18 protein-coding genes are annotated in these 18,842 nt (G+C 62.8%); 9 read left to right on the top strand and 9 right to left on the bottom strand.

Annotated elements, in window-relative coordinates; translation table 11 throughout:
* Positions 1-26 precede the first annotated feature (26 nt).
* The 3 genes from EL191_RS14190 to EL191_RS14180 all read left to right on the top strand — a co-directional run bounded on the left by EL191_RS14190 (position 27) and on the right by EL191_RS14180 (position 4,134).
* Positions 27-1,187: a GGDEF domain-containing protein gene (locus EL191_RS14190; protein ID WP_026042119.1), complete on the top strand. Its 1,161-nt coding sequence runs from the start codon at positions 27-29 to the stop codon at positions 1,185-1,187.
* A gap of 132 nt (positions 1,188-1,319) precedes the next feature.
* The gene (locus EL191_RS14185) at positions 1,320-1,751 is read left to right on the top strand and encodes a MarR family transcriptional regulator (RefSeq protein ID WP_041980945.1); all 432 of its coding nucleotides are present in this window, start codon (positions 1,320-1,322) and stop codon (positions 1,749-1,751) included.
* Between the two features lie 358 nt (positions 1,752-2,109).
* Positions 2,110-4,134, top strand: coding sequence for a FimV/HubP family polar landmark protein (locus EL191_RS14180; RefSeq protein ID WP_455580178.1), 2,025 nt, complete (start codon positions 2,110-2,112; stop codon positions 4,132-4,134).
* Between the two features lie 50 nt (positions 4,135-4,184).
* On the opposite strand, the gene EL191_RS14175 is transcribed toward EL191_RS14180, so the two are convergent.
* Complete coding sequence (locus EL191_RS14175) at positions 4,185-6,371, bottom strand: patatin-like phospholipase family protein (RefSeq protein ID WP_041980947.1); 2,187 nt, start codon at positions 6,369-6,371, stop codon at positions 4,185-4,187.
* Positions 6,372-6,442: 71 nt separating this feature from the next.
* Here EL191_RS14175 and EL191_RS14170 point away from each other — a divergent pair, with 71 nt between their 5' ends.
* Positions 6,443-6,724, top strand: coding sequence for a SelT/SelW/SelH family protein (locus EL191_RS14170; RefSeq protein WP_041980948.1), 282 nt, complete (start codon positions 6,443-6,445; stop codon positions 6,722-6,724).
* A gap of 10 nt (positions 6,725-6,734) precedes the next feature.
* Here the strand turns inward: EL191_RS14170 and EL191_RS14165 are convergent, their stop codons facing one another.
* The 3 genes from EL191_RS14165 to EL191_RS14155 all read right to left on the bottom strand — a co-directional run bounded on the left by EL191_RS14165 (position 6,735) and on the right by EL191_RS14155 (position 8,874).
* The gene (locus tag EL191_RS14165; RefSeq protein WP_041980949.1) at positions 6,735-7,586 is read right to left on the bottom strand and encodes a DMT family transporter; all 852 of its coding nucleotides are present in this window, start codon (positions 7,584-7,586) and stop codon (positions 6,735-6,737) included.
* Positions 7,583-7,918: a tRNA-binding protein gene (locus EL191_RS14160; protein WP_041980950.1), complete on the bottom strand. Its 336-nt coding sequence runs from the start codon at positions 7,916-7,918 to the stop codon at positions 7,583-7,585. The genes EL191_RS14165 and EL191_RS14160 overlap by 4 nt, the downstream gene beginning before the upstream one ends.
* Positions 7,919-8,127: 209 nt before the next feature.
* Positions 8,128-8,874, bottom strand: a complete 747-nt coding sequence (locus tag EL191_RS14155; protein ID WP_013716130.1) for a helix-turn-helix transcriptional regulator — start codon at positions 8,872-8,874, stop codon at positions 8,128-8,130.
* A 134-nt stretch (positions 8,875-9,008) separates the two neighbouring features.
* Here EL191_RS14155 and EL191_RS14150 point away from each other — a divergent pair, with 134 nt between their 5' ends.
* Together EL191_RS14150 and EL191_RS14145 are read left to right on the top strand one after the other, a co-directional pair.
* Positions 9,009-9,827: a UDP-2,3-diacylglucosamine diphosphatase gene (locus tag EL191_RS14150; RefSeq protein ID WP_013716129.1), complete on the top strand. Its 819-nt coding sequence runs from the start codon at positions 9,009-9,011 to the stop codon at positions 9,825-9,827.
* On the top strand, positions 9,824-10,864 hold the full coding sequence (locus EL191_RS14145) for a glycosyltransferase family 4 protein (protein ID WP_041980951.1): 1,041 nt from the start codon (positions 9,824-9,826) through the stop codon (positions 10,862-10,864). Before EL191_RS14150 ends, EL191_RS14145 begins: the two co-directional genes overlap by 4 nt.
* 99 nt (positions 10,865-10,963) lie before the next feature.
* On the opposite strand, the gene EL191_RS14140 is transcribed toward EL191_RS14145, so the two are convergent.
* From EL191_RS14140 to EL191_RS14130, 3 genes are all read right to left on the bottom strand, one after another.
* On the bottom strand, positions 10,964-12,352 hold the full coding sequence (locus EL191_RS14140) for an adenylate/guanylate cyclase domain-containing protein (protein ID WP_013716127.1): 1,389 nt from the start codon (positions 12,350-12,352) through the stop codon (positions 10,964-10,966).
* Positions 12,353-12,509: 157 nt separating this feature from the next.
* Positions 12,510-13,091 (bottom strand): HD domain-containing protein, encoded by a 582-nt coding sequence (locus tag EL191_RS14135; protein WP_013716126.1) that lies wholly within the window; start codon positions 13,089-13,091, stop codon positions 12,510-12,512.
* A 41-nt stretch (positions 13,092-13,132) separates the two neighbouring features.
* Positions 13,133-13,450, bottom strand: coding sequence for an Mpo1-like protein (locus EL191_RS14130; RefSeq protein ID WP_013716125.1), 318 nt, complete (start codon positions 13,448-13,450; stop codon positions 13,133-13,135).
* Between the two features lie 129 nt (positions 13,451-13,579).
* Between EL191_RS14130 and EL191_RS14125 the strand changes: the two genes are divergently transcribed.
* Positions 13,580-14,590, top strand: a complete 1,011-nt coding sequence (locus tag EL191_RS14125; protein WP_041981027.1) for an AraC family transcriptional regulator — start codon at positions 13,580-13,582, stop codon at positions 14,588-14,590.
* A gap of 9 nt (positions 14,591-14,599) precedes the next feature.
* Here the strand turns inward: EL191_RS14125 and EL191_RS14120 are convergent, their stop codons facing one another.
* Both EL191_RS14120 and EL191_RS14115 read right to left on the bottom strand, forming a co-directional pair.
* Positions 14,600-16,054, bottom strand: a complete 1,455-nt coding sequence (locus tag EL191_RS14120; RefSeq protein ID WP_041980952.1) for a TrkH family potassium uptake protein — start codon at positions 16,052-16,054, stop codon at positions 14,600-14,602.
* Between the two features lie 3 nt (positions 16,055-16,057).
* Complete coding sequence (locus tag EL191_RS14115) at positions 16,058-17,512, bottom strand: TrkH family potassium uptake protein (protein ID WP_013716122.1); 1,455 nt, start codon at positions 17,510-17,512, stop codon at positions 16,058-16,060.
* 294 nt (positions 17,513-17,806) lie between these two features.
* Between EL191_RS14115 and EL191_RS14110 the strand changes: the two genes are divergently transcribed.
* Together EL191_RS14110 and EL191_RS14105 are read left to right on the top strand one after the other, a co-directional pair.
* Positions 17,807-18,178, top strand: coding sequence for a YkgJ family cysteine cluster protein (locus tag EL191_RS14110; RefSeq protein ID WP_026042117.1), 372 nt, complete (start codon positions 17,807-17,809; stop codon positions 18,176-18,178).
* 103 nt (positions 18,179-18,281) lie between these two features.
* Positions 18,282-18,842, top strand: a complete 561-nt coding sequence (locus EL191_RS14105) for a nitroreductase family protein (protein WP_017362853.1) — start codon at positions 18,282-18,284, stop codon at positions 18,840-18,842.

Below are 18,842 nucleotides of genomic sequence, written 5' to 3'. Positions count from 1 at the left end.
GCAGGCCGCCAGATGACGAGGTGACGGTGCCTAACTATCACGCCTGGCTCGATGAAGTTCGTCCGAGCCCCTATGCCGACCAGCTCAGCCTGGGGTTTCGCTGGTTGCGTTTTTCCCGCGTGCTCGAGCGCGAATACCGCGCCCACATGCTCGAAGACAGCTTCGAGCTCAAACGCATCGCGCTGAGCGTCGCCACGCTCATCTGGCTGGCTTTGGCTGCGCTCGACGTGCTGGTGGTGCCCGCATCGCATCTCGGCTGGGTGATCGCCATGCGGATCGTGGTGCTGGTCATCCTGCTGGTGTGTGCCGCGCTGATCCTGCAGCGCCGGCATATCCACCTGCTACTTCCATTGAGCATGACCTGCATCCTGGTGCTTGGCGTGGGCGCGGCAATTATCGTTGGCATCGCCCACCATGCCGATCCCAGCTATCCGTATGAAGGCCTGCTGCTGGTAAGCATGGCGGCGTATTTTCTGGTTGGCCTGCGCCTGAGCGAGGCGTTGGCCTGCTCGCTGGTGGTGCTGCTTGCGTACGTGTTGGCCGAATGGTTCGCAGGGCTGCCCGTACCGAGGCTGGTCAATAACGTGCTGTTTCTCGCGTTCGGCAACCTGATCGGCGCCGTCGGTTGCTATCTGCTGGAGTACAAGTCGCGCGAGCATTTCCTGATCAGCCGCCTGATGCGCCTGCTCGCCTATCACGACAGCCTCACCGGCCTGCACAACCGGCGCAGCTTCAATCGGCAGTTCGAGCGCCTGTGGCGCCAGGCGCAGCGCGACGGCAAGTCACTGGCGTTGCTGCTTTGCGACATCGACCACTTCAAGGCCTACAACGATTGCTACGGTCACCAGGCTGGCGACGTCGCGCTGCAGCGTGTTGGTGCGTTGATAGAGCAGGCCGCTCGGCGGCCACTGGACATTGGTGTGCGGCTCGGTGGCGAGGAGTTCGCTCTGTTGCTGTTCGATATCGGTGCCGACGAAGCTCGGCAGCGTGCCGAAGCCTTGCGCCAGTCACTGGAGGAGGCAGGCATCGCCCATCGTGGTTCCGACAGCGGCGACATGCTGACCATGTCCATTGGCGTCGCCTGCCTGTGCCCCGAGACCCAGCCCGAATTGAGTCAGCTCTACGAACAGGCTGATCGTGCCTTGTACGAGGCCAAGGCTTTCGGACGCAATCAGGTGGCGGCCTGACTTTCTGTAGTGCCGCAGACATTCGGTCGCATTCTGCAACGCTCGCGACGCAATCTGCGCTTGCCCTGCGCATCGGGTTATGGCTAGCTAGCTAATAATTAGTTTTTGACCTTTGTATGAGTCCGCTAGCCCATGTCTTACCCCGATCAACACCGTTTTGCCATGCAAGTCGCCCAGCTGTCACGTGCCTGGCGTTCCGAACTCGACAGACGTCTGGTCGGCCTCGGCCTGTCCCAGGCGCGTTGGCTGGTGCTGTTGCACCTGGCGCGCTTCACAGAAATGCCCACTCAGCGTGAACTGGCGCAAAGTGTCGGAGTGGAAGGGCCTACGCTGGCGCGGCTGCTCGACAGCCTGGAAAGCCAGGGCCTGGTGACCCGAGTAGCCGTACCTGAAGACCGCCGTGCCAAGAAGATTGCCCTGCGGCCCAAGGCGCAGCCGCTGATCGAGAAGATCGAGGCGATCTCCACCCAGCTCCGCCATGAAGTGTTTGCCGGTATCGATGAGGACGATCTGCGCCGTTGTCAGCAGGTGCATGCTCGAGTCCTCGGCAATCTGGTGAAGTGATTCCTTCCGTACTGTCAAATTTGCGATCACTTTTTTGATCGAAGGCATTTAGTGCCTAACTTTTGACTGATTAAGCTTGATGGCACCGTGCTTTCGTCGGCAAACTGGCGTCCAAACCGCTACTTTGTGAATTAGTAGCCATAATGCTATTCGAGACGGCCTCGACAAGGACCTTGTCGAGCGTTCTCGGAACTTTCAAGGGCGCCAACCTCCCGGCCAAGGGAAGCTCGGACAGGAAGTCGAGGAGGTGGCGTTCGAGCCGGATAACCCTGGAGGTCACATGGCTCGGGTGCGTCAGTTAATGTTGGGTTTGGCGTCGGGGTCCGCTCTGTACTCGGGGATGGCGCCGGCGCTTGGTTTGGGTGAGATCACGCTGCATTCGGCGTTGAATCAGCCTTTCGAAGCCGAAATCGAGTTGCTTGAAGTGGGGGACCTGGGCGCGCAGGATTTGCGCGTCGGTCTGGCGCCCGCCGATGTGTTCAATCGTTCGGGGGTCGAACGCTTCTACTTTCTCAATGATTTGCGCTTTACACCGCTTCTGCGCGGTTCGCGTAGCGTGATCCGCGTGGTCTCGAGCCGTCCGGTGCGCGAGCCCTACCTGAATTTCATCGTCGAAGTGGCACGCCCCAACGGTCAGTTGCTACGTGAGTACACCGTGCTGCTCGACCCACCGGGCTCCTCGGCTTATACCACCGTGGCGGCTGCGCCGAGTGCGGCGTCTGTGACACAGGCGTCCGCTCCCATTGCGGCTCCGGCTTCGTCGCTCAGAACGGTCACGCCGCCCAGCGCCGCTGCGGGCCATCGTCATCAAGTCGCTCGTGGCGACAGTCTCTGGCTGATTGCCGCGCGTCTGCGTGAACAGGGCAGTACGCTGTCCCAGCAGGCACTGATGGAGGGGATTCTCGCGCTCAACCCGAACGCTTTCGCAGGCGGCGATCCGAGCCGCTTGCAGGCCGGTGCCGACCTGCTGCTGCCGGATGCCGCTCGCACGGCAGCGCCTGCGCCGGCGGTTGCTCCGGCACCTTCCACGGCGGCAGAGGTCCCGCCTGTCGTTGCCGCAGACACCAGTGCCGAAGGCCCTGTGAGTGCGCCAGCAACATCTGTGGAGCCCGCGCCGGAGCAGGCTGACAGCCTGTTGCAACTGGCAGAAAAGCAGCGTCAGGTCGATCTGGAACTGGCCAATCAGGCCGCGGAGAATCTGCAGCTGCAACAGGGATTGGCGCAGCTTCAGTTACAACTTCAGCAGTTGCAGGAGCAACTGGCGCAGAAGGACGCTCAGTTGGCTGAGTTGTCGGCACGTACGCCGGTCGAACCCGTCGCTGAACCCGCTGCCGCAGCGCCGGTAACTGTCGAGGAACCGGTGGTCGCAGAGCGCGGCTGGTGGTCGACTTTCCTCGCCGGTGGCATTGGCCTGCTGCTATTGCTCGGCGCCCTGTTCTGGGCCGCTCGGCGGCGTGGCGAGAAATCCAGGGCGGTGGTGCAGGTTCAGCCCAAGAAGGAAACGCCGCCACAACCTGCCCGTGCGCAAAGCGCTGCGGCAGTCGCTCCCATCGCCGCTGCGCCTGTCGCAAAGGTGGCGCCGGCTCCGGCACCCGTGCGCGCGCAAGGGCAGGTCGATCCGCTCGAGGCTGCCAATGTCTACATCGCCTATGGGCGTATCAGCGAGGCGCGTGGCGAGCTGAGTAAGGCTTTGGCTCAGCAGCCGCAACGCAGTGACCTGCGTTTCCGTCTGCTGGAGGTTCTGGCAATGCAGGGTGATGGCGCAGGTTTCGCCCGTGAAGAGGCGGTGCTGCGTGCCGAGGAGTTCGACGCCGCACGCATCGATGCACTGAAGGCCCGTCATCCGAACCTTCAGGCATCACCGCAGGCAGAGAGCGAGCCGGTCGCGCCGCTGCAGCCAGTGGCCGAACCTGTTGCCGAGACCGACTTCCAGCTCAACCTCGATGACCTGTCCCTGGATGCTGACTGGGATCTGGTCAGCCCATTCCCGACCAAGGCCAAAGCCAAGCCCAGGGCGTCTGCCGAACCGGAGTTCGACGCGTCTTTCGCCAGCAACCTGCAGGAGCTGCCCGAGGTGTTCGAGCTGCACCACGAGGACGAACAGCTGAGCGCCTTCAGCGAGATGGAGATGGTGCTCAGCGAAGAGGTGGACGAGAACTTCCTCGATGCCTTCGCTGGCGACGCCGATGCCACCGCGGCACTGCAGGGTGATATCGATCAGTTGGCAGGCAACCCGGAGCACATGACCCAGCTCAACCAGGCCCTGGCCTATATCAAGCAGGGCGATATCGCGGCTGCCTGCGACATCCTCAATGAGGTGATCGATCACGGTGATGATGAGCAGAGGAAGGCCGCACGTCAGCTACTGGCAGAAATCGCCTGATTGGCTCTGTTGGACCCAACGAGGCCGCGCAACTGCGCGGCCTCGTCGTTTCAGAAACTCTTGCCGAGATTCAGGTACAGCGCCTTTTCCCGCTCGTCGTTGAAGCCGTAGCTGAAGTTGAGCGGACCGAGCGGCGTATCCAGGCCGAGGAAGATACTGGCCGCGTTGATGTAACCACTGTCGAAGGCGTTGTCATTGTTCCACGCGCGGCCACGTTCCAGCGACATGCCCAGGTACAGCGGGAAATTCAGCGGTAGCAGCGAATTCTGGGTCAGTCGTCGGTAGTAGATCATTCGCGCCAGTGCCATGTTCTGGCCGCTCAGCGAATCCTGACGAAAGCCGGACAGCTCCTGCGCACCGCCAAGGATAAAGCCCGAAGTGACCACTTGCGCTTCATCCAGGGTGCGTCCATAGCGACCGCCGAACAACCAGGTGTTGGGGCCGTGGCTGTAGGCCTTGTCCAGTTTCAGCTGCCACTGACGATAATCGTCGTCCGAGCCCAGGCCGCGGTCGTACTTGCGCAGCATCAGGCCGATATCCTCACCGGTACGCGGGAAGTCGAGGTTGTCGAGCGTGTCGAAGGAGTACAGCAGCTCGTAATAGCCCTCGCTGAAGCTGAAACTGGGCAGCTCGCGCTCACCGACGCGGACATCCGCTTCGCCCCAGGCCTGGCCGATGCCGAAGCGAATCTCCCCGTTGTTGGCGATCTGCCGACCCAGATTGAGGCCATAGCCGTAGCGTTCCAGGCGGTACTCGGCGATGGGATCGTTGTCCAGGATCGCTTCGACGTTCTGCGCCTCGCCGAATAGATAGGGTGCGACGAAGTAGCGTGAGCCGGCGTCCAGCGGTTGGTAGAACTCGCTGTAGAGCTCCTGGCGGTCGCCCAGCTGCAAGCGAGTCAGCCACTCGGCACCCAGTTCGTTGATGCCGTTGACGCGGTAACTGGCGCCGATGTTGAAGGCGCTGTCGCCGCGCATGTCATCGGACAGGTTCAGCCCCAGGCGCAGGTAGTCGGTGCCGGTGCGTTTGCCTCTGGCGTCGATCACCAGGGCACTGCCGCGCTCGTCCAGCGGCTCCACGCGGTACTGCACGCGCTCGAAGTAGTCCAGGCCGTAGAGCGTGCCCATGTCCTTTTGCAGGCGATCCATGTCCAACGGTTCGCCGAGAGGCTGGCGGATGTGTCGGCGAATTACCTCGTCGCCGACTTTAGAGTCGTTCTCTACGTGAATCTCGCGGATCACCGGGGTGCGCTGCTCGCGGGTGCGGGCCATGGCCAGTGCCGGGTTGCCGGCGCTGCTGGTACGCAGGCGGGCCAGCTGTTCGGCCCGGGCCTGCGCGGCGCGGTAGCCCGCATCCATCATTTGCTCGCCACGGTTGAAGTCAGCGACGCCGAAGCCGGCCAGCGGCGGCTGGATCAATACGTCATCGGCGGTCAGCGTCCGTAGCTGTTCCTCGGAGTTCTTGCGCATCATCAGGTTGATCGACTGGTTCATCACGTCGACCACGGTGAGCAGCTCCTTGGCTGGTTTCAGCGGCATGCCGAGGTCGACGACGATGACATGATCGACGCCCATCTGCCGCGCGACATCGATCGGCACGTTGTTGACCATGCCACCGTCGACCAGTAGACGGCCATCCACCTCGACCGGGGCGAATACCGCGGGAATCGACATGCTGGCGCGCATCACCTGCGGCAAGTGCCCAGTGCCCATGATTACCTGCTCGCCGCTGACCACGTCGGTGGCAACGGCGCGATAGGGGACCGGCAACTGGTCGAAGTCGCGCGTGGCGCTACGGTGCACCAGCAGGCTCTCCAGCAGCAGTGCCAGGTTCTGGCCTTGGATCACGCCCAGCGGAAGGCCCAGGCTGCCATCGTCACGGAAGCTGAGTTTCTGCTTGATCAGAAAATCGCGGTCGTCCTGCTTACGCCGGAAAGGTACGTCCTCACGGGGTGGCGAGTCGGAGAGCGCCTGCTGCCAGTCCAGCTCCAGCGCCAGTCGCTCCAGTTCGGGCACCGAATAGCCGGCGGCATAGAGCCCGCCGACGATGGCGCCCATGCTGGTGCCGGCGATGGCATCGATACGAATGCCTTGTTCCTCCAGGGCCTTGAGCACACCGATGTGTGCCAACCCGCGAGCGGCGCCGCCCGATAGCACCAGGCCGACGCGTTCGGCGGCGATGGCAGGCAGGCTGGACAGGGCGAGCAGGCAGATCAGTGCAACGAGCAGGCGACGCATGGCAGTTTCCGACAGAAGCAGAGACAAAGGCCGCTATTATAGGCACCAAGCCCCATCGTAGAGCCGTTGTCATGTCCGATCAGAAGCCTGAAATCGTCATCACCTATTGCACCCAATGCCAATGGTTGCTGCGCGCCGCCTGGCTGGCTCAGGAGCTGCTCAGTACCTTTGCCGATGAGCTGGGGCGGGTCAGCCTGGAGCCCGGTAATGGCGGGGTGTTTCGTATCCTCTGTGATGGCCGGCAGATCTGGGAGCGCAAGGCCGATGGTGGCTTCCCCGAGGCCAAGGTGCTGAAGCAGAGAGTGCGTGACCAGATCGACCCGGGGCGCGATCTGGGCCATAACGACCGTTAGAGCTTCAGGATCAGCGTGCCATTCGCGCTGAAACGAAGATCGCGCTGACGATCAGCAAACCGCCGGCCAGCATGCGCAGCGTCGGCTGCTCGCTGAACAGCCACCAGGCGAACAGAATCCCGTAGACCGGCTCCAGGGCGAAGATGACCGCCGTGGTGCGTGCCTTGAGCACGCGCAGGCTGGCGACGAACAGGCTGTGCGCCAGGCCCGTGCAAAAGATGCCGAGCATGGCCAGCCACAGCCAGTCCACCGGGCGCACGCTGGGCAGTGACGGCCAGGCCAACGGCAGGAAGCACAGCAGCACGGTGATGTTCTGATACAGCGCGGCCTTTACCGGGTCGAGGCCGCGCGTACTGGCTCGATTGAGCAGTGACAGCAAGGCGAACAGAAAACCCGACAACACCGCCCACAGCAGGCCGACGGTGGCGCCGCTGTCCAGGCTGAACTCCGGTGTGACCAGTATCAGCCCCACGCACACCACGCCGACCATGGCGAACTCGCCGGGGCGGGTGCGCTCGCGAAACAGCAACCCCTCCAGCAGTATGGTGAAGGCCGGGAAGCTGGCGAAACCCAGGGTAGCGATGGCCACACCGGAGACTTTCACCGCTTCGAAGAAGGTGACCCAGTGGGTGCCCAGCAGCAGGCCGCCGAGTGCCAGCAGGGCCATCTGCCGCAGACTCGGGCGAACCGCGTTGCGGCTGCGCCAGAGCAAGGCGGCCAGAGCCAGGGCGATGACGGCGAAGAAGGCACGGCCACCTGCGATCATGTTCGGTGTGGTAGCGGCCAGTTTGCCGAAGATGCCTGACAGGCCGAACAGCAGTGCACCCAGGTGAATCGCCAGTAGGGCGTTGCGCTCGCTCATGCCAGGCGCGCTCCGTTAGGCAACGGCTTGTCGAAGCCGGCCAGCACCACTCGGTTGTCGCTGTCATACACACCCGTGACCAGCACTTCGGAACGCACGCCGGCGATGCGTTTGGGGGCGAAGTTGCACACGCAAAGCACCTGGCGACCGACCAGCTCGTCGCACGTGTAATGCACGGTGATCTGCGCGCTGGAGGTCTTGAGGCCCAGTTCGCCGAGATCGACTTCCAGCACATAGGCCGGCTTCACCGCTTTTTCATTGGGACGGGCGCTGCGAATGGTGCCAACGCGCAGCTCCACTTTTTCGAAATCCTGCCATTCGATGGTTTGCATGAGGTACTCCTTCGATGATGCGGCGCAGTCTAGGACTGCGTGCGATAGCTGTCTGTCGCGGGAGTGGTGAGTTTTGTCGCCGGACTCTCGATTGCGTAGGTACGCCACGCGCACGGGGGGGCGGCCGATCGTTTTGCCGTACGCACGGCGCATCCCAGGATCTAGCTGGAGTCCAGGCGATTGCCGGGGTAATCGCGCCGACAAGCTCGTTAGCGAGCGCGACGCAATTGCCTCGGCGTCATCCCCATATGGCGGGAGAGGGCCGCAGTGAAAGCGCTTTGCGAGTTGTAACCGACACGGGAAGCGATTTCGCCAACCGCGAGGTCACTGCCACGCAACAGTTGCTCGGCCAACTGCAGACGCCGCTGGCGAATGTGTTCCATGGGCGTGCGCCCGATCTCGGTGAGAAAGCGGGCGTGGAAGCGCGCCACCGACAGACCGGCCAGACGCGCCAGGTCCGCTACCTGCAGAGGATGTGCGGCGTGCTGATCGATATAGCGGTCCAGGGCTGCCATTGGCAAGCCGGTCGTCTCGGTATGCTGGCGGCTGCAAGCCAGGCTGCCCAGCAGCAGGGCTGCCCCCTGGCCTGCGATGACAGGGTCGTTGATCGGGCTGCTGGCCAGCCAGTTGAGCAACTGGCCCTGCGACGGATCGAGCAGCAGGGCGTTGGGTTTGTCCAGCAGGCGCTGGATATCGCTCGCATGGTGACCTAGCTGACGCTCGAGCCAGTCGTTGGCCGGCAGGTCCAGTACCAGGCACTGACTACCGCGCGGGCTGCCGCAGGTGTGGCGCGATTCGGCTGGCACCACCGCCAGATGATGACGCAGAACCCGGCTGCCCTGACCGTCGACTTCGAATTGCAGCTCGCCAGCCAGACCGAACACGAGCTGGGCATGGTCGTGGCTGTGGCTGAGCATTTCGTGGCTGTAATGACGCAGGGACAGGATCGGGAGCATGACGATTTCCTCGGTAGCGGCGGCAGTGTAATGCCTGGCTGGCGATGATGCTGCGTCATCGAACGGTCTTTTGCCTGTCACATGCCTTTCACCGCAACGCCTCAAGCTCGTCTAAACCCAGCCGGAGGCCGCCCATGACCAGCGCCCAGCTCGCCAAGCCCAGCCGCAAGCAACGTGTCCGTACCCTGTGGATTTCCGACGTGCACCTCGGCACGCGTGACTGTCAGGCGGAGCATCTGGCGGCGTTTCTCAAGCGCTACCATGCCGACCGCATCTACCTGGTGGGCGACATCATCGATGGCTGGAAACTGCGCGGTGGCATCTACTGGCCACAGGCGCACACCAACGTGATCCGCCGCCTGCTGACCATGAGCAAGCGCGGCACCGAGGTGATCTACGTGACCGGCAACCACGACGAATTCCTCCGTCGCTACTCCAGCCTGCTACTGGGCAACATCCAGTTGGTCGACGAAGCGGTGCACGTCACGGCCGATGGACGCCAGTTGCTGGTGATCCATGGCGACCAGTTCGATGTGATCACCCGCTACCACCGCTGGTTGGCCTTCCTGGGAGATTCAGCTTACGAATTCACCCTGACCCTCAACCGCTGGCTCAACCACTGGCGCAGCCGCTGGGGCTATGGTTACTGGTCGCTGTCGGCGTATCTCAAGCACAAGGTCAAGACCGCGGTGAACTTCATCAGCGACTTCGAGGAAGCCATCGCCCACGAATGCGTCAAGCGTGGCCTACAGGGCGTGGTCTGTGGCCACATCCACCACGCGGAAATTCGTCAGGTCAGTGGCGTGGAATACATGAACTGCGGTGATTGGGTGGAATCCTGCACGGCGCTGATCGAACACTGGGACGGGCAGATCGAGCTCTATCGCCTGGCTGAAGCGCAGGCGCGACTGGCCAGCGAGGAGCAGGCCATCGCCCTTGAGACCGGCGCATGAGGATACTGATCGTCTCGGACGCCTGGTCACCACAGGTCAACGGCGTGGTCACCAGCCTGGCGGCACTGGCCGCCGAGCTGAGCGCGCTGGGGCATCAGGTCAAGCTGCTGTCACCTGCGGATTTTCGAGCTGTGCCCTGTCCAACCTACCCGGAGATTCCGTTGGTATGGGATCTCTGGCGAGTGGGCGGTGCGATTCGCGACTTTCGTCCCGACTGCGTTCATCTGGCCACGGAAGGCCCCTTGGGCTGGGCAGCTCGACGCTGGCTGGTCAAGCGTGGCCTGGCCTTCTCCACGGCTATCCACACGCGCTTCCCCGAATACGTCAGCACTCGCTGGCCGTGGATCTCGCCGCGCTGGGGATACGCCTATCTGCGCGCCTTTCACCGTCGCAGTCAGGCGGTACTGGTGACCACCGAACGCCTGCGCGAGGAGTTCGCCGGCTGGGGGCTGCGAAGGCTGCAGCTATGGCGCAAGGGTGTCGATACGCGTCTGTTCCGCCCGGACCCGGCGCGCCAACGGTGTGTGCGGCCGGTGTTTCTCTATGTCGGACGTATCGCTGCGGAAAAGAATCTGCAGGCCTTTCTCGATCTCGATCTGCCCGGAGAGAAACGCGTGGTCGGCAATGGTCCGCAGCGCGAGACGCTGCAACGGCAGTATCCGCAGGTGCGTTTTCTCGGTTATCGCCACGGCCAGGCATTGGCTGAGAGCTACCAGGATGCCTCGGTGCTGGTTTTCCCCTCACGTACCGATACCTACGGGCTGGTGATGCTGGAGGCGCTGGCTTGTGGTACACCGGTAGCGGCCTTACCGGTGGCCGGGCCGCTGGATGTGCTGCTGCAAGGGCTGAGCGGGGTAATGGACGAGGATCTGCGCAGTGCCTGCCTGGCGGCGCTGGAGCTGGATCGAGGGCGTTGTGCCGAGCTGGCTGCGGCGCAGTCCTGGCGTGCTTCGGCGTTGGAGTTTTTGGCCTTGCAGCCTCTGATCGATGGCGAGCCGGTGGTCGTGACTGAGGTGTTGCCAGATAGCGCGCTGTAGTCTGTTTTTTTGCGGCTGAAGCCGCTCCTACGTTCATGCCAGTGCCGACCTAAGTCATGTAGGAGCGGCTTCAGCCGCGAAGCGCTCTAGGTTATTCGCTCAGAGAATGACCTTGTCGCGCAGCTTCTCGGCAGCCTGGTTGAGCGCCTGGATCACTCGTTCCTTGTCGAAGTTCTGGATGCCGTTGGTGTCCAGGTACATGGAGAAGCCCGGTAGCTCGTGCTCGACGTAACTGGAGGTGGCGCCCAGATCGCGGCGGAAATCCACCACCTGGTAGATCTGCACGGGGCGGGTGAAGCCCTTGACGCTTATCTGGCCCTTGTCGCGACACATGATCACGTCCTTGACCAGCGAATAGGTCTCGTGGGAAATCAGGATCTCGCCAGACTCGGCGGCGCTTTCCAGACGGCTGGCGAGGTTCACGTCGCGGCCGATGATGGTGTAGTCCATGCGCGTGTCGGCGCCGAAGTTGCCCACGGTGCAATAGCCGGTGTTGAGGCCCATGCGGATTTCCAGCGGCTTGGTGATGCCCTGGGCGCGCCACTGCTGGCGCAGCACCTTCATGTGCTTGCGCATGGCGATGGCCATGGAAACCGCCGCGACCGCGTCTTTTCTAGCGCCGTTGCTGCTGGGGTCGCCGAAGAACACCATCACCGAGTCGCCGATGAACTTGTCGATGGTGCCGCCGTATTTCAGGCAGATCTTCGACATTTCGTTGAGGTAGGTGTTGAGCAGGTCGGTCAGCGCCTCAGCCTCCAGCTCCTCCGACAGCTCGGTGAAACCCTTGATATCGGAGAAGAACACCGTGAGCTTCTTGCGCTGAGTCTCCAGACGCACGCTCTTCTTGCCGGTGAAGATCGACTCCCACACCTGCGGGGACAGGTATTTGGCCAGGTTGCGCGCCAGGCGCGCGGCCTTTTCCTGCTCGCGCTTGATCTCGCTGCGCACCTGCGCCAGGCGCAGGCCCTGCTGGTTGACGAAGTACGCGGTGATGCAGATGTACAGGGTGGTAAAGAGGATGCTGACCAGCGCTACCAGTGTCGGGGTTTGCGGATTGGGTTGCACATTCACCAGCGCAGCGCACAGTGCCGTGCCGCTGCCGGCCACCAGCAGTGACAGGCCCAGATAACGCAGCCCACCGATGACCAGGGCGCTGAAACACAGGATCAGCAGGAACATCAGGCTGGGTACGACGGAGAAGCTCAGCAGCACGCAGGACGCGCCTGCGTGCAGGGCGTCGACGAATAGCAGGGCCAGGTCGGTCTGCTGCGGATAGTCGCGTTTGAAACGGCGGCTGAGATTGTGCGCCAGATGGGGATAGAGCAGGGCGTAGGGCACCATCCACAGGATGTCGTAGGCGAAGAAGCCCACGTAGGTGCCGGCGGCGATGCTGGCGGCCGTGGCGATATAGGCCAGCACGCGCGAATAGTATTCACGCAACGGCGGCGTCGGCAGCCCGTTGGCGCGACTGGTGGTTGCTGGCTTCATCTGCTGGAACTGTCCCTGCTGGATTTCTGGCGTCTCTGCTGGACGCCTGACTGGTCTGCAAGACCTGAGCCAGAGGCTCGTTGGGCGGGGATCATAACCAAGGGGTGGCGGCCAGCCAAGCACGGCCGCCGAACGGTGGCGTAACAGTGGCCAGCGGTCAGGCGCTGTCCATGGCAGCCAGGTAGATGGAATTCTTCGGTCGGGCGAAGACGCGCTGCAGCATGGGCTCGAAAAAACTCAGCGGCAGGCTTTGGTAATCCGGGTCGAAGGCCGCAGCGTCATACTTGGCGCAGAAGTCGATGGTCGCCTGGTATTGCGGGTGATCCTTGAACTGCTCGCGCAGGTGACGATCCATGCCCAGGTGATGGAAAAAGTAATAGCCCTGGAAAATGCCGTGTTTCTCCACCATCCAGAGGTTCTCGGCGCTGACGAAGGGCTTGAGGATGGCTGCCGCGATGTCCGGGTGGTTGTAACTGCCGAGGGTGTCGCCGATGTCGTGCAGCAGCGCGCAGATCACGTATTCCTCGTCTTGACCGTCGCGATGAGCGCGGGTAGCCGTTTGCAGTGAGTGGGTAAGGCGGTCGACCGGAAAGCCGCCGAAGTCGCCATCGAGCAGACGCAGGTGGTCGAGGATACGTGCGGGTAGCTGGGCGGCATAGGCGGCGAAGTCCTGGGCGATGATGGCCCAGTCTTCGGCCTGGCCATCCTGCATATGGGTGAAGCGGGCTCGGCTATTCATGGTTGTTCTCGTTCTTGTTTTCAGCGTGAGCAGCGAGGTTCTTAGAAACGGATACGGCCGGTAAAGGCATCCTTGAGCATCACCCAGTCGCCCATCAGGCTGTACAGCGGGTAGTCGAAGGTGGCGGGGCGGTTCTTCTCGAACATGAAGTGGCCGACCCAGGCGAAGCCGTAGCCAGCCAACGGCATCGCCAGCAGCCACAGCCATTGTTGGGTAAGCAGGGCATAGGCGAGGATCGCCAGCACCAGCAGGCTGCCAACGTAGTGCAGGCGGCGGCATACCGGATTGCTGTGCTCCTGCAGGTAGTAGGGGTAGAACTCGGCAAAGCTCTGGTAGCGTTCGGTGGTCTGGGCGGTCATGGCGCACCTCCTGTTATTGTCACTGTCAGTGTAAATGCGCTGTCTCCGTAGGCCACTGACTTAAGGTGCCAGTCTAGTATCCTTGCGCCGCCAACCATGGCCTTGCTGATTGATCATAAGAACAAGACGATGAGTGAAAGAACCACCTCTTCCAACTGGGCATTGGCCATCGTGCAGGCGCTGGAACTGGGCGGCGTAGACTGCGCCAGCCTGTTCGCCGAACTGGAGATGGATTACGCCGCACTGAACGATCCCGACGCGCGCTTCCCGCAGGATGGCATGACTCGCCTGTGGCAGCGCGCGGTGGCGCTGTCGGGCAACCCGGCGATCGGTCTGAACATGGCGCAGGTGGTGCGCCCGGCGTCCTTCCATGTGGTGGGTTACGCGCTGATGTCCAGTCGCAATCTGCGTGACGGCTTCACTCGTCTGGTGCGCTACCAGCGCATTATCGGTGAGGGCGCGGATCTGAATTTCCTGGCACAGCCCGACGGCTATGCCCTGACCCTGGCCATTCATGGTGACCGCCTGCCGCCGGCTCGGCAGAGCGCCGAAGCGTCGCTGGCCTACTGTCTGGCGTTCTGCCGCTGGATGACCGGCAAACCCATGCGCCCGCGCGAGATTCGCATGCAAGGTCCTGCACCCGCTGATCTGGCGCCTTATCAGCAGGTGTTCCAGGCGCCGCTGAAGTTCAATGCCGAGCACTATGGGCTGATCTTTGAGCGCGCCGACCTCGAGGCTCCATTGCCCAGTGCCAATGAGGCGCTGGCGCAACTGCATGATCGTTTCGCCGGCGAGTACCTGGCGCGTTTCTGCAGCAGTCGTGTCACCCATCAGGCGCGCCAGGTGCTGTGCCGCCTGTTGCCACAAGGCGAGCCGCGGCGCGAGGTGGTGGCGCAGACGCTGCATTTGTCGCAACGCACACTGCAACGGCGCTTGCAGGAAGAAGGCACCAGCTATCAGCAACTGCTCGACGATACCCGTCGGGAGCTGGCTGAGCAGTACCTTGGGCAGGTCGACCTGACCCTGCTGGAGGTCGCCTACTTGCTGGGGTTTGCCGATCCGAGCAACTTCTTCCGAGCCTTTCGCCGCTGGTTCGGCGAAACACCCGGCGAATATCGCAGCCGTCGCGGCCTTGCGTAGCGCGGGTGCTCAGTGGCGCCAGAAGGCCGGGAACAACAGCACCAGAACGGTGAGGATCTCCAGGCGCCCGAGCAGCATGCCGAAGCTCAGTAGCCACTTGGCCAGGTCGGGGATGGTGGCGTAATTGCCGGCCGGGCCGACCATCTCGCCCATACCCGGGCCAACGCCGGACACCATGGCCGCTGCGCCGGTCAGTGCGGTGATCCAGTCCACCCCGCACATGGCGACACCCAGCGCCAGAGCGGCGATGGTGATGGTGTAGAAGAAGGCGAAGGCGAGGATCGAGCGAACGATATCCTCATCCAGCCGGTGGCGATTGTACTGCTGCTTGATGACCGCACGCGGGTGGATGAGCTGCTTGAGGTTGGCCTTGAGCAGGATGTAGGCGACCTGAAAACGGAAAATTTTCAGGCCCCCGGCAGTGGAGCCGGAGCAGCCGCCGACGAAGCCCAGGTAGAAGAACATCATGCTGGCGAACGGGCCCCACAGGTGGTAGTCGCCCACGGCGAAGCCTGTGGTGGTCATGATCGAGGTGATGTTTACCGCGACCAGGCGCAGTGCATCGAGCCAATAGAGGTCGGTGGTCAGCCATTTCCAGCCGGCCAGCACGAACCAGCTGCTTACCAGCAACAGCAGAAACCCCTGCACCTGAGCGTCGCGCAGCAGCGCCCGGTAATTGCCGCGCAGGGCGCTGACGTAAAGCACGAAGGGCAGGCTGCCGAGCACCATCACCACGATGGCGACCCAGTGAATGGCCGGTGCCTGCCATTTGCCCAATGAGGCGTCCGACGTGGAGAAACCACCGGTAGCGATGGCCGACATGGCGTGGTTTATCGAGTCGAACAGCCCCATCCCCGCCAGCCAGAAGGCCAGTACGGCGAGGCTGCTGAGGCCGAGATAGGCCAGCACCATGTACTTGGCGACCATGTGCGAGCGCGGCATGACCTTCTCCGAGCGGTCCGAGGACTCGGTCTGGAACAGGCGCATGCCGCCGATGCGCAGGATCGGCAGGATCGCCACGGCCATGCCGATGAAGCCGATGCCTCCCAGCCAGTGCAGCAGCGAACGCCAGATCAGGGTGCCGGGCGACATGTCGTCGAGGCCGCTGAACACCGTGGCGCCGGTAGCGGTGATGCCGGACATGCTCTCGAAGTAGGCATCGGTGATGCTGGCGCGTTCGGCGAATATGAACGGCAAGGCTGCGAAGACCGACACCATCACCCAGCTCGACACGGTCAGCATGTACATATCGCGCGGGCGCAGTTGCGTTTGCTGCGGCCTGCCCTGAGCGATCATGGTGATGCCGACGAGCGCGGTGATCAGGCTGGACCAGAGAAAGGCATTGATCTTCTGCGGCTGCTCGAAGATCAGCAGGGTGATTACCGGCACGAGCATGCTCAGCGCCAGGGTGACGAGGAAGATGCCGTTGATGAAGGCGAGGATGCGCAGGCTGGCGATGGGCATCGGTCAGTGTTTCCAGAAGCTGCGGGTGACCAGCACCAGCACGGTCAGAATTTCCAGGCGGCCGAGCAGCATGCCCGCGCTGAGTAACCACTTGGCCGAGTCCGGCAGGCTGGCGAAGTTACCTGCCGGGCCGATGATCGGACCGAGGCCCGGGCCGACGTTGCACACTGCGGTGGCAGCACCGGTCAGTGCGGTGACCCAGTCCAGGCCGACCAACGTCAGGGCCAGAGCCAGCACACCGATGGTGATGGTGAAGAAGAAGGAGAAGGTGATCATCGAGCGGACGATCTCTTCGTCCAGGTTGTGGTTGTTGTACTGCTGCTTGATCACCGCGCGTGGGTGCACCAGCTGCATCAGGTTGGCCTTGAGTAGCACGTAAGCGACCTGGAAACGGAATATCTTCAAGCCGCCAGCGGTGGAGCCGGAGCAGCCGCCGACAAAGGTCAGGTAGAAGAACAGCAGCACGGCGAAGCTACCCCAGGTGGTGTAGTCGCCCAGGGCGAAGCCGGTGGTGGTGACCACCGAGGTGACGTTCACCGCCACGATGCGAAAGGCGTCGAGCCAGGTGTAGTCCGAGTTGATCCACAGCCAGGTACCGAACACCAGCCAGGTCAGCAACAGAAAACCGATGAAGCCGCGAACCTGATGATCCTTGAACAGCGCCTGGCGATTGCCGCGGACGAAGGCGACATAGAGCATGAACGGCATGCCACCGAGCAGCATCAGCACCACGGCCGTCCAGTGCACGGCCGGTTGTGGCCAGTGCGCCAGGGACGCGTCGGAGGTGGAGAAGCCGCCGGTGGAAATCGATGCCATGGAATGGTTGATGGCATCGAAAGGGCTCATGCCCGAGGCCCAGAACGCCAGGAAGCCGAGCAGAGTCAGGGCGACGTAGATCAGCAACAGGTACTTGGCGGCCATGTGCGAGCGCGGCATGACCTTCTCGCCCCAGTCCGATGATTCGGTCTGGAACAGGCGCATGCCACCGACGCGCAGCAACGGCAGAATCGCCACCGCCATGCCGATGAAGCCGATACCGCCCAGCCAATGCAGCATCGAGCGCCAGATCAGGATCCCCGGGGACATGGTGTCCAGGCCGGTCAGCACGGTCGAGCCGGTGGTGGTGATGCCGGACATGGTCTCGAACATGGCGTCCGTGTAGCTGATATGGGCGATCAGCATCAGCGGCAGGGCGGCGAAGCCGCAAACCAGGGTCCAGCTGCCCGTCGTCAGCAGATACATGTCACGTGGGCGTAGCTGAGCGTTCTCCGGGCGGCCAGGAATCACCAGCGCGAGGCCGGCGACCAGGGTGATCAGGCTGGACCAGAGAAACGCATTGAGATCTTCCGGGTGTTCGAAGATCAGCAGGGTCAGCATGGGAATGGCCATGCTCACCGCCAGGGTAATCAGGAATATGCCGATGATGAAACCGATTATGCGCAGCGTCGGCAAGGCCATGTAGAGGGCTCTGGCGGGTGGTAAAAGTGCGCCATTCTACCCGTGGACGGGCTGCTGTAAACCGGCGCATCCGGGCTGTGTGAAAACGTAGCGAGCGAAGGTCAGGCAAGGCAAAAACAGGCGAGAAAGCGCAGTGTACGAGCTGTAAATGAGCAATTTGAGCCTGTTTTTAACGCAGCCTGGCCGAGCGCAGTAGCTTTCACACGTGCCCGGTGAAGGGGCTTTACAAGCGTATGGCCAAGAATAGAATAGCCGCCAGTTGCCGGCGTCCGCCGGTTTCCGAGTCCTCCTCAAATGTCCGAAGCTAATCCCTGTCTCACGTGCGGCGCCTGCTGCGCGTTTTTTCGTGTGTCCTTCTTCTGGGGCGAGTGTCGATCCGCGGGCGGTAGCGTTCCGGACGAACAGGTCATCCAGATCAGCCCTCACTACGTGGCCATGCGTGGCACCGAGAGCAAGCCGGCGCGCTGTACCCAGCTGCTGGGCGACGTCGGCTGTGGCGTACGCTGCACGATGTACGAGCACCGCTCGAGCAGTTGCCGCGAATTCGAGGCATCCTGGGAAAACGGCGTGCATAACCCGCGTTGTGACGATGCGCGCAAGGCCCATGGCCTGCCGCCGCTGACGCCACCAGTGCAGCCGGTGATATCGCCCGACCGCGTCGCCTGAGCTGGCTGCCGCCTGAGCGTCAATCTGCAAGAAAGGACCGTCAGCCGGTTAGCTGGCAAGAGCCTGTTAGAATGCGCCATCTTTGGTTTTTTGGAGGTGGCCAATGGAGGCTCTCGAGGCTCTGCTCAATCGTGTTTCCGTTCCCCGCCTGGTGGACCCGGCTCCGGATGCGGCCCAGCGTGAGCTGCTGTTTCGCGCGGCGTTGCGCGCCCCCGATCATGGCCAGCTTCGCCCGTGGCGCTTTCTGACGGTCGAGGGGCAGGCGCGTGAGCGCATGGGTGAGCTGTTCGCCGAGGCCTTGCAGATCGCCGATGCGCAGGCTGCGCCTGAGGCCCTGAACAAGGCGCGTGGCATGCCGTTGCGCGCGCCGTTGCTGGTGGTGGTGATCGCCCGTGTTCAGGCTCATCCCAAGGTGCCTGCATCCGAGCAGGTAATCGCAGCCGGTTGTGCTGCCCATGGCATGCTGCTGGCTGCGCATGCGCAGGGAATCGGCGCCGTCTGGCGTACCGGTGACATGGCCTATAACGCGCATGTGGCCAAAGGCCTGGGCCTGGCAGCGGACGAGCAGATCATTGCCTATCTCTACCTTGGTACGCCGGAGCGCGAGCTGCGTCGCGCGCCGGAAGTCAAGGTCGAGGATTTCGTCAGCGCCTGGCAGGGCTGA

Origin of the sequence: Pseudomonas mendocina, assembly GCF_900636545.1 — a bacterium.
Lineage (GTDB): Bacteria > Pseudomonadota > Gammaproteobacteria > Pseudomonadales > Pseudomonadaceae > Aquipseudomonas > Aquipseudomonas mendocina.
Note: the sequence above shows the minus strand (reverse complement) of the source record. Positions and strands in the feature narration are given on the sequence as shown.

Coding starts and splice junctions, on each gene's coding strand:
- EL191_RS14130 (WP_013716125.1), bottom strand. CDS start 13,450: ATGACCGCCCAGACCACCGAACGCTACCAGAGCTTTGCCGAGTTCTAC.
- EL191_RS14170 (WP_041980948.1), top strand. CDS start 6,443: ATGTCCGATCAGAAGCCTGAAATCGTCATCACCTATTGCACCCAATGC.
- EL191_RS14160 (WP_041980950.1), bottom strand. CDS start 7,918: ATGCAAACCATCGAATGGCAGGATTTCGAAAAAGTGGAGCTGCGCGTT.
- EL191_RS14105 (WP_017362853.1), top strand. CDS start 18,282: ATGGAGGCTCTCGAGGCTCTGCTCAATCGTGTTTCCGTTCCCCGCCTG.
- EL191_RS14115 (WP_013716122.1), bottom strand. CDS start 17,512: ATGGCCTTGCCGACGCTGCGCATAATCGGTTTCATCATCGGCATATTC.
- EL191_RS14175 (WP_041980947.1), bottom strand. CDS start 6,371: ATGCGTCGCCTGCTCGTTGCACTGATCTGCCTGCTCGCCCTGTCCAGC.
- EL191_RS14150 (WP_013716129.1), top strand. CDS start 9,009: ATGACCAGCGCCCAGCTCGCCAAGCCCAGCCGCAAGCAACGTGTCCGT.
- EL191_RS14165 (WP_041980949.1), bottom strand. CDS start 7,586: ATGAGCGAGCGCAACGCCCTACTGGCGATTCACCTGGGTGCACTGCTG.
- EL191_RS14120 (WP_041980952.1), bottom strand. CDS start 16,054: ATGCCCATCGCCAGCCTGCGCATCCTCGCCTTCATCAACGGCATCTTC.
- EL191_RS14185 (WP_041980945.1), top strand. CDS start 1,320: ATGTCTTACCCCGATCAACACCGTTTTGCCATGCAAGTCGCCCAGCTG.
- EL191_RS14140 (WP_013716127.1), bottom strand. CDS start 12,352: ATGAAGCCAGCAACCACCAGTCGCGCCAACGGGCTGCCGACGCCGCCG.
- EL191_RS14135 (WP_013716126.1), bottom strand. CDS start 13,091: ATGAATAGCCGAGCCCGCTTCACCCATATGCAGGATGGCCAGGCCGAA.
- EL191_RS14155 (WP_013716130.1), bottom strand. CDS start 8,874: ATGCTCCCGATCCTGTCCCTGCGTCATTACAGCCACGAAATGCTCAGC.
- EL191_RS14125 (WP_041981027.1), top strand. CDS start 13,580: ATGAGTGAAAGAACCACCTCTTCCAACTGGGCATTGGCCATCGTGCAG.
- EL191_RS14110 (WP_026042117.1), top strand. CDS start 17,807: ATGTCCGAAGCTAATCCCTGTCTCACGTGCGGCGCCTGCTGCGCGTTT.
- EL191_RS14145 (WP_041980951.1), top strand. CDS start 9,824: ATGAGGATACTGATCGTCTCGGACGCCTGGTCACCACAGGTCAACGGC.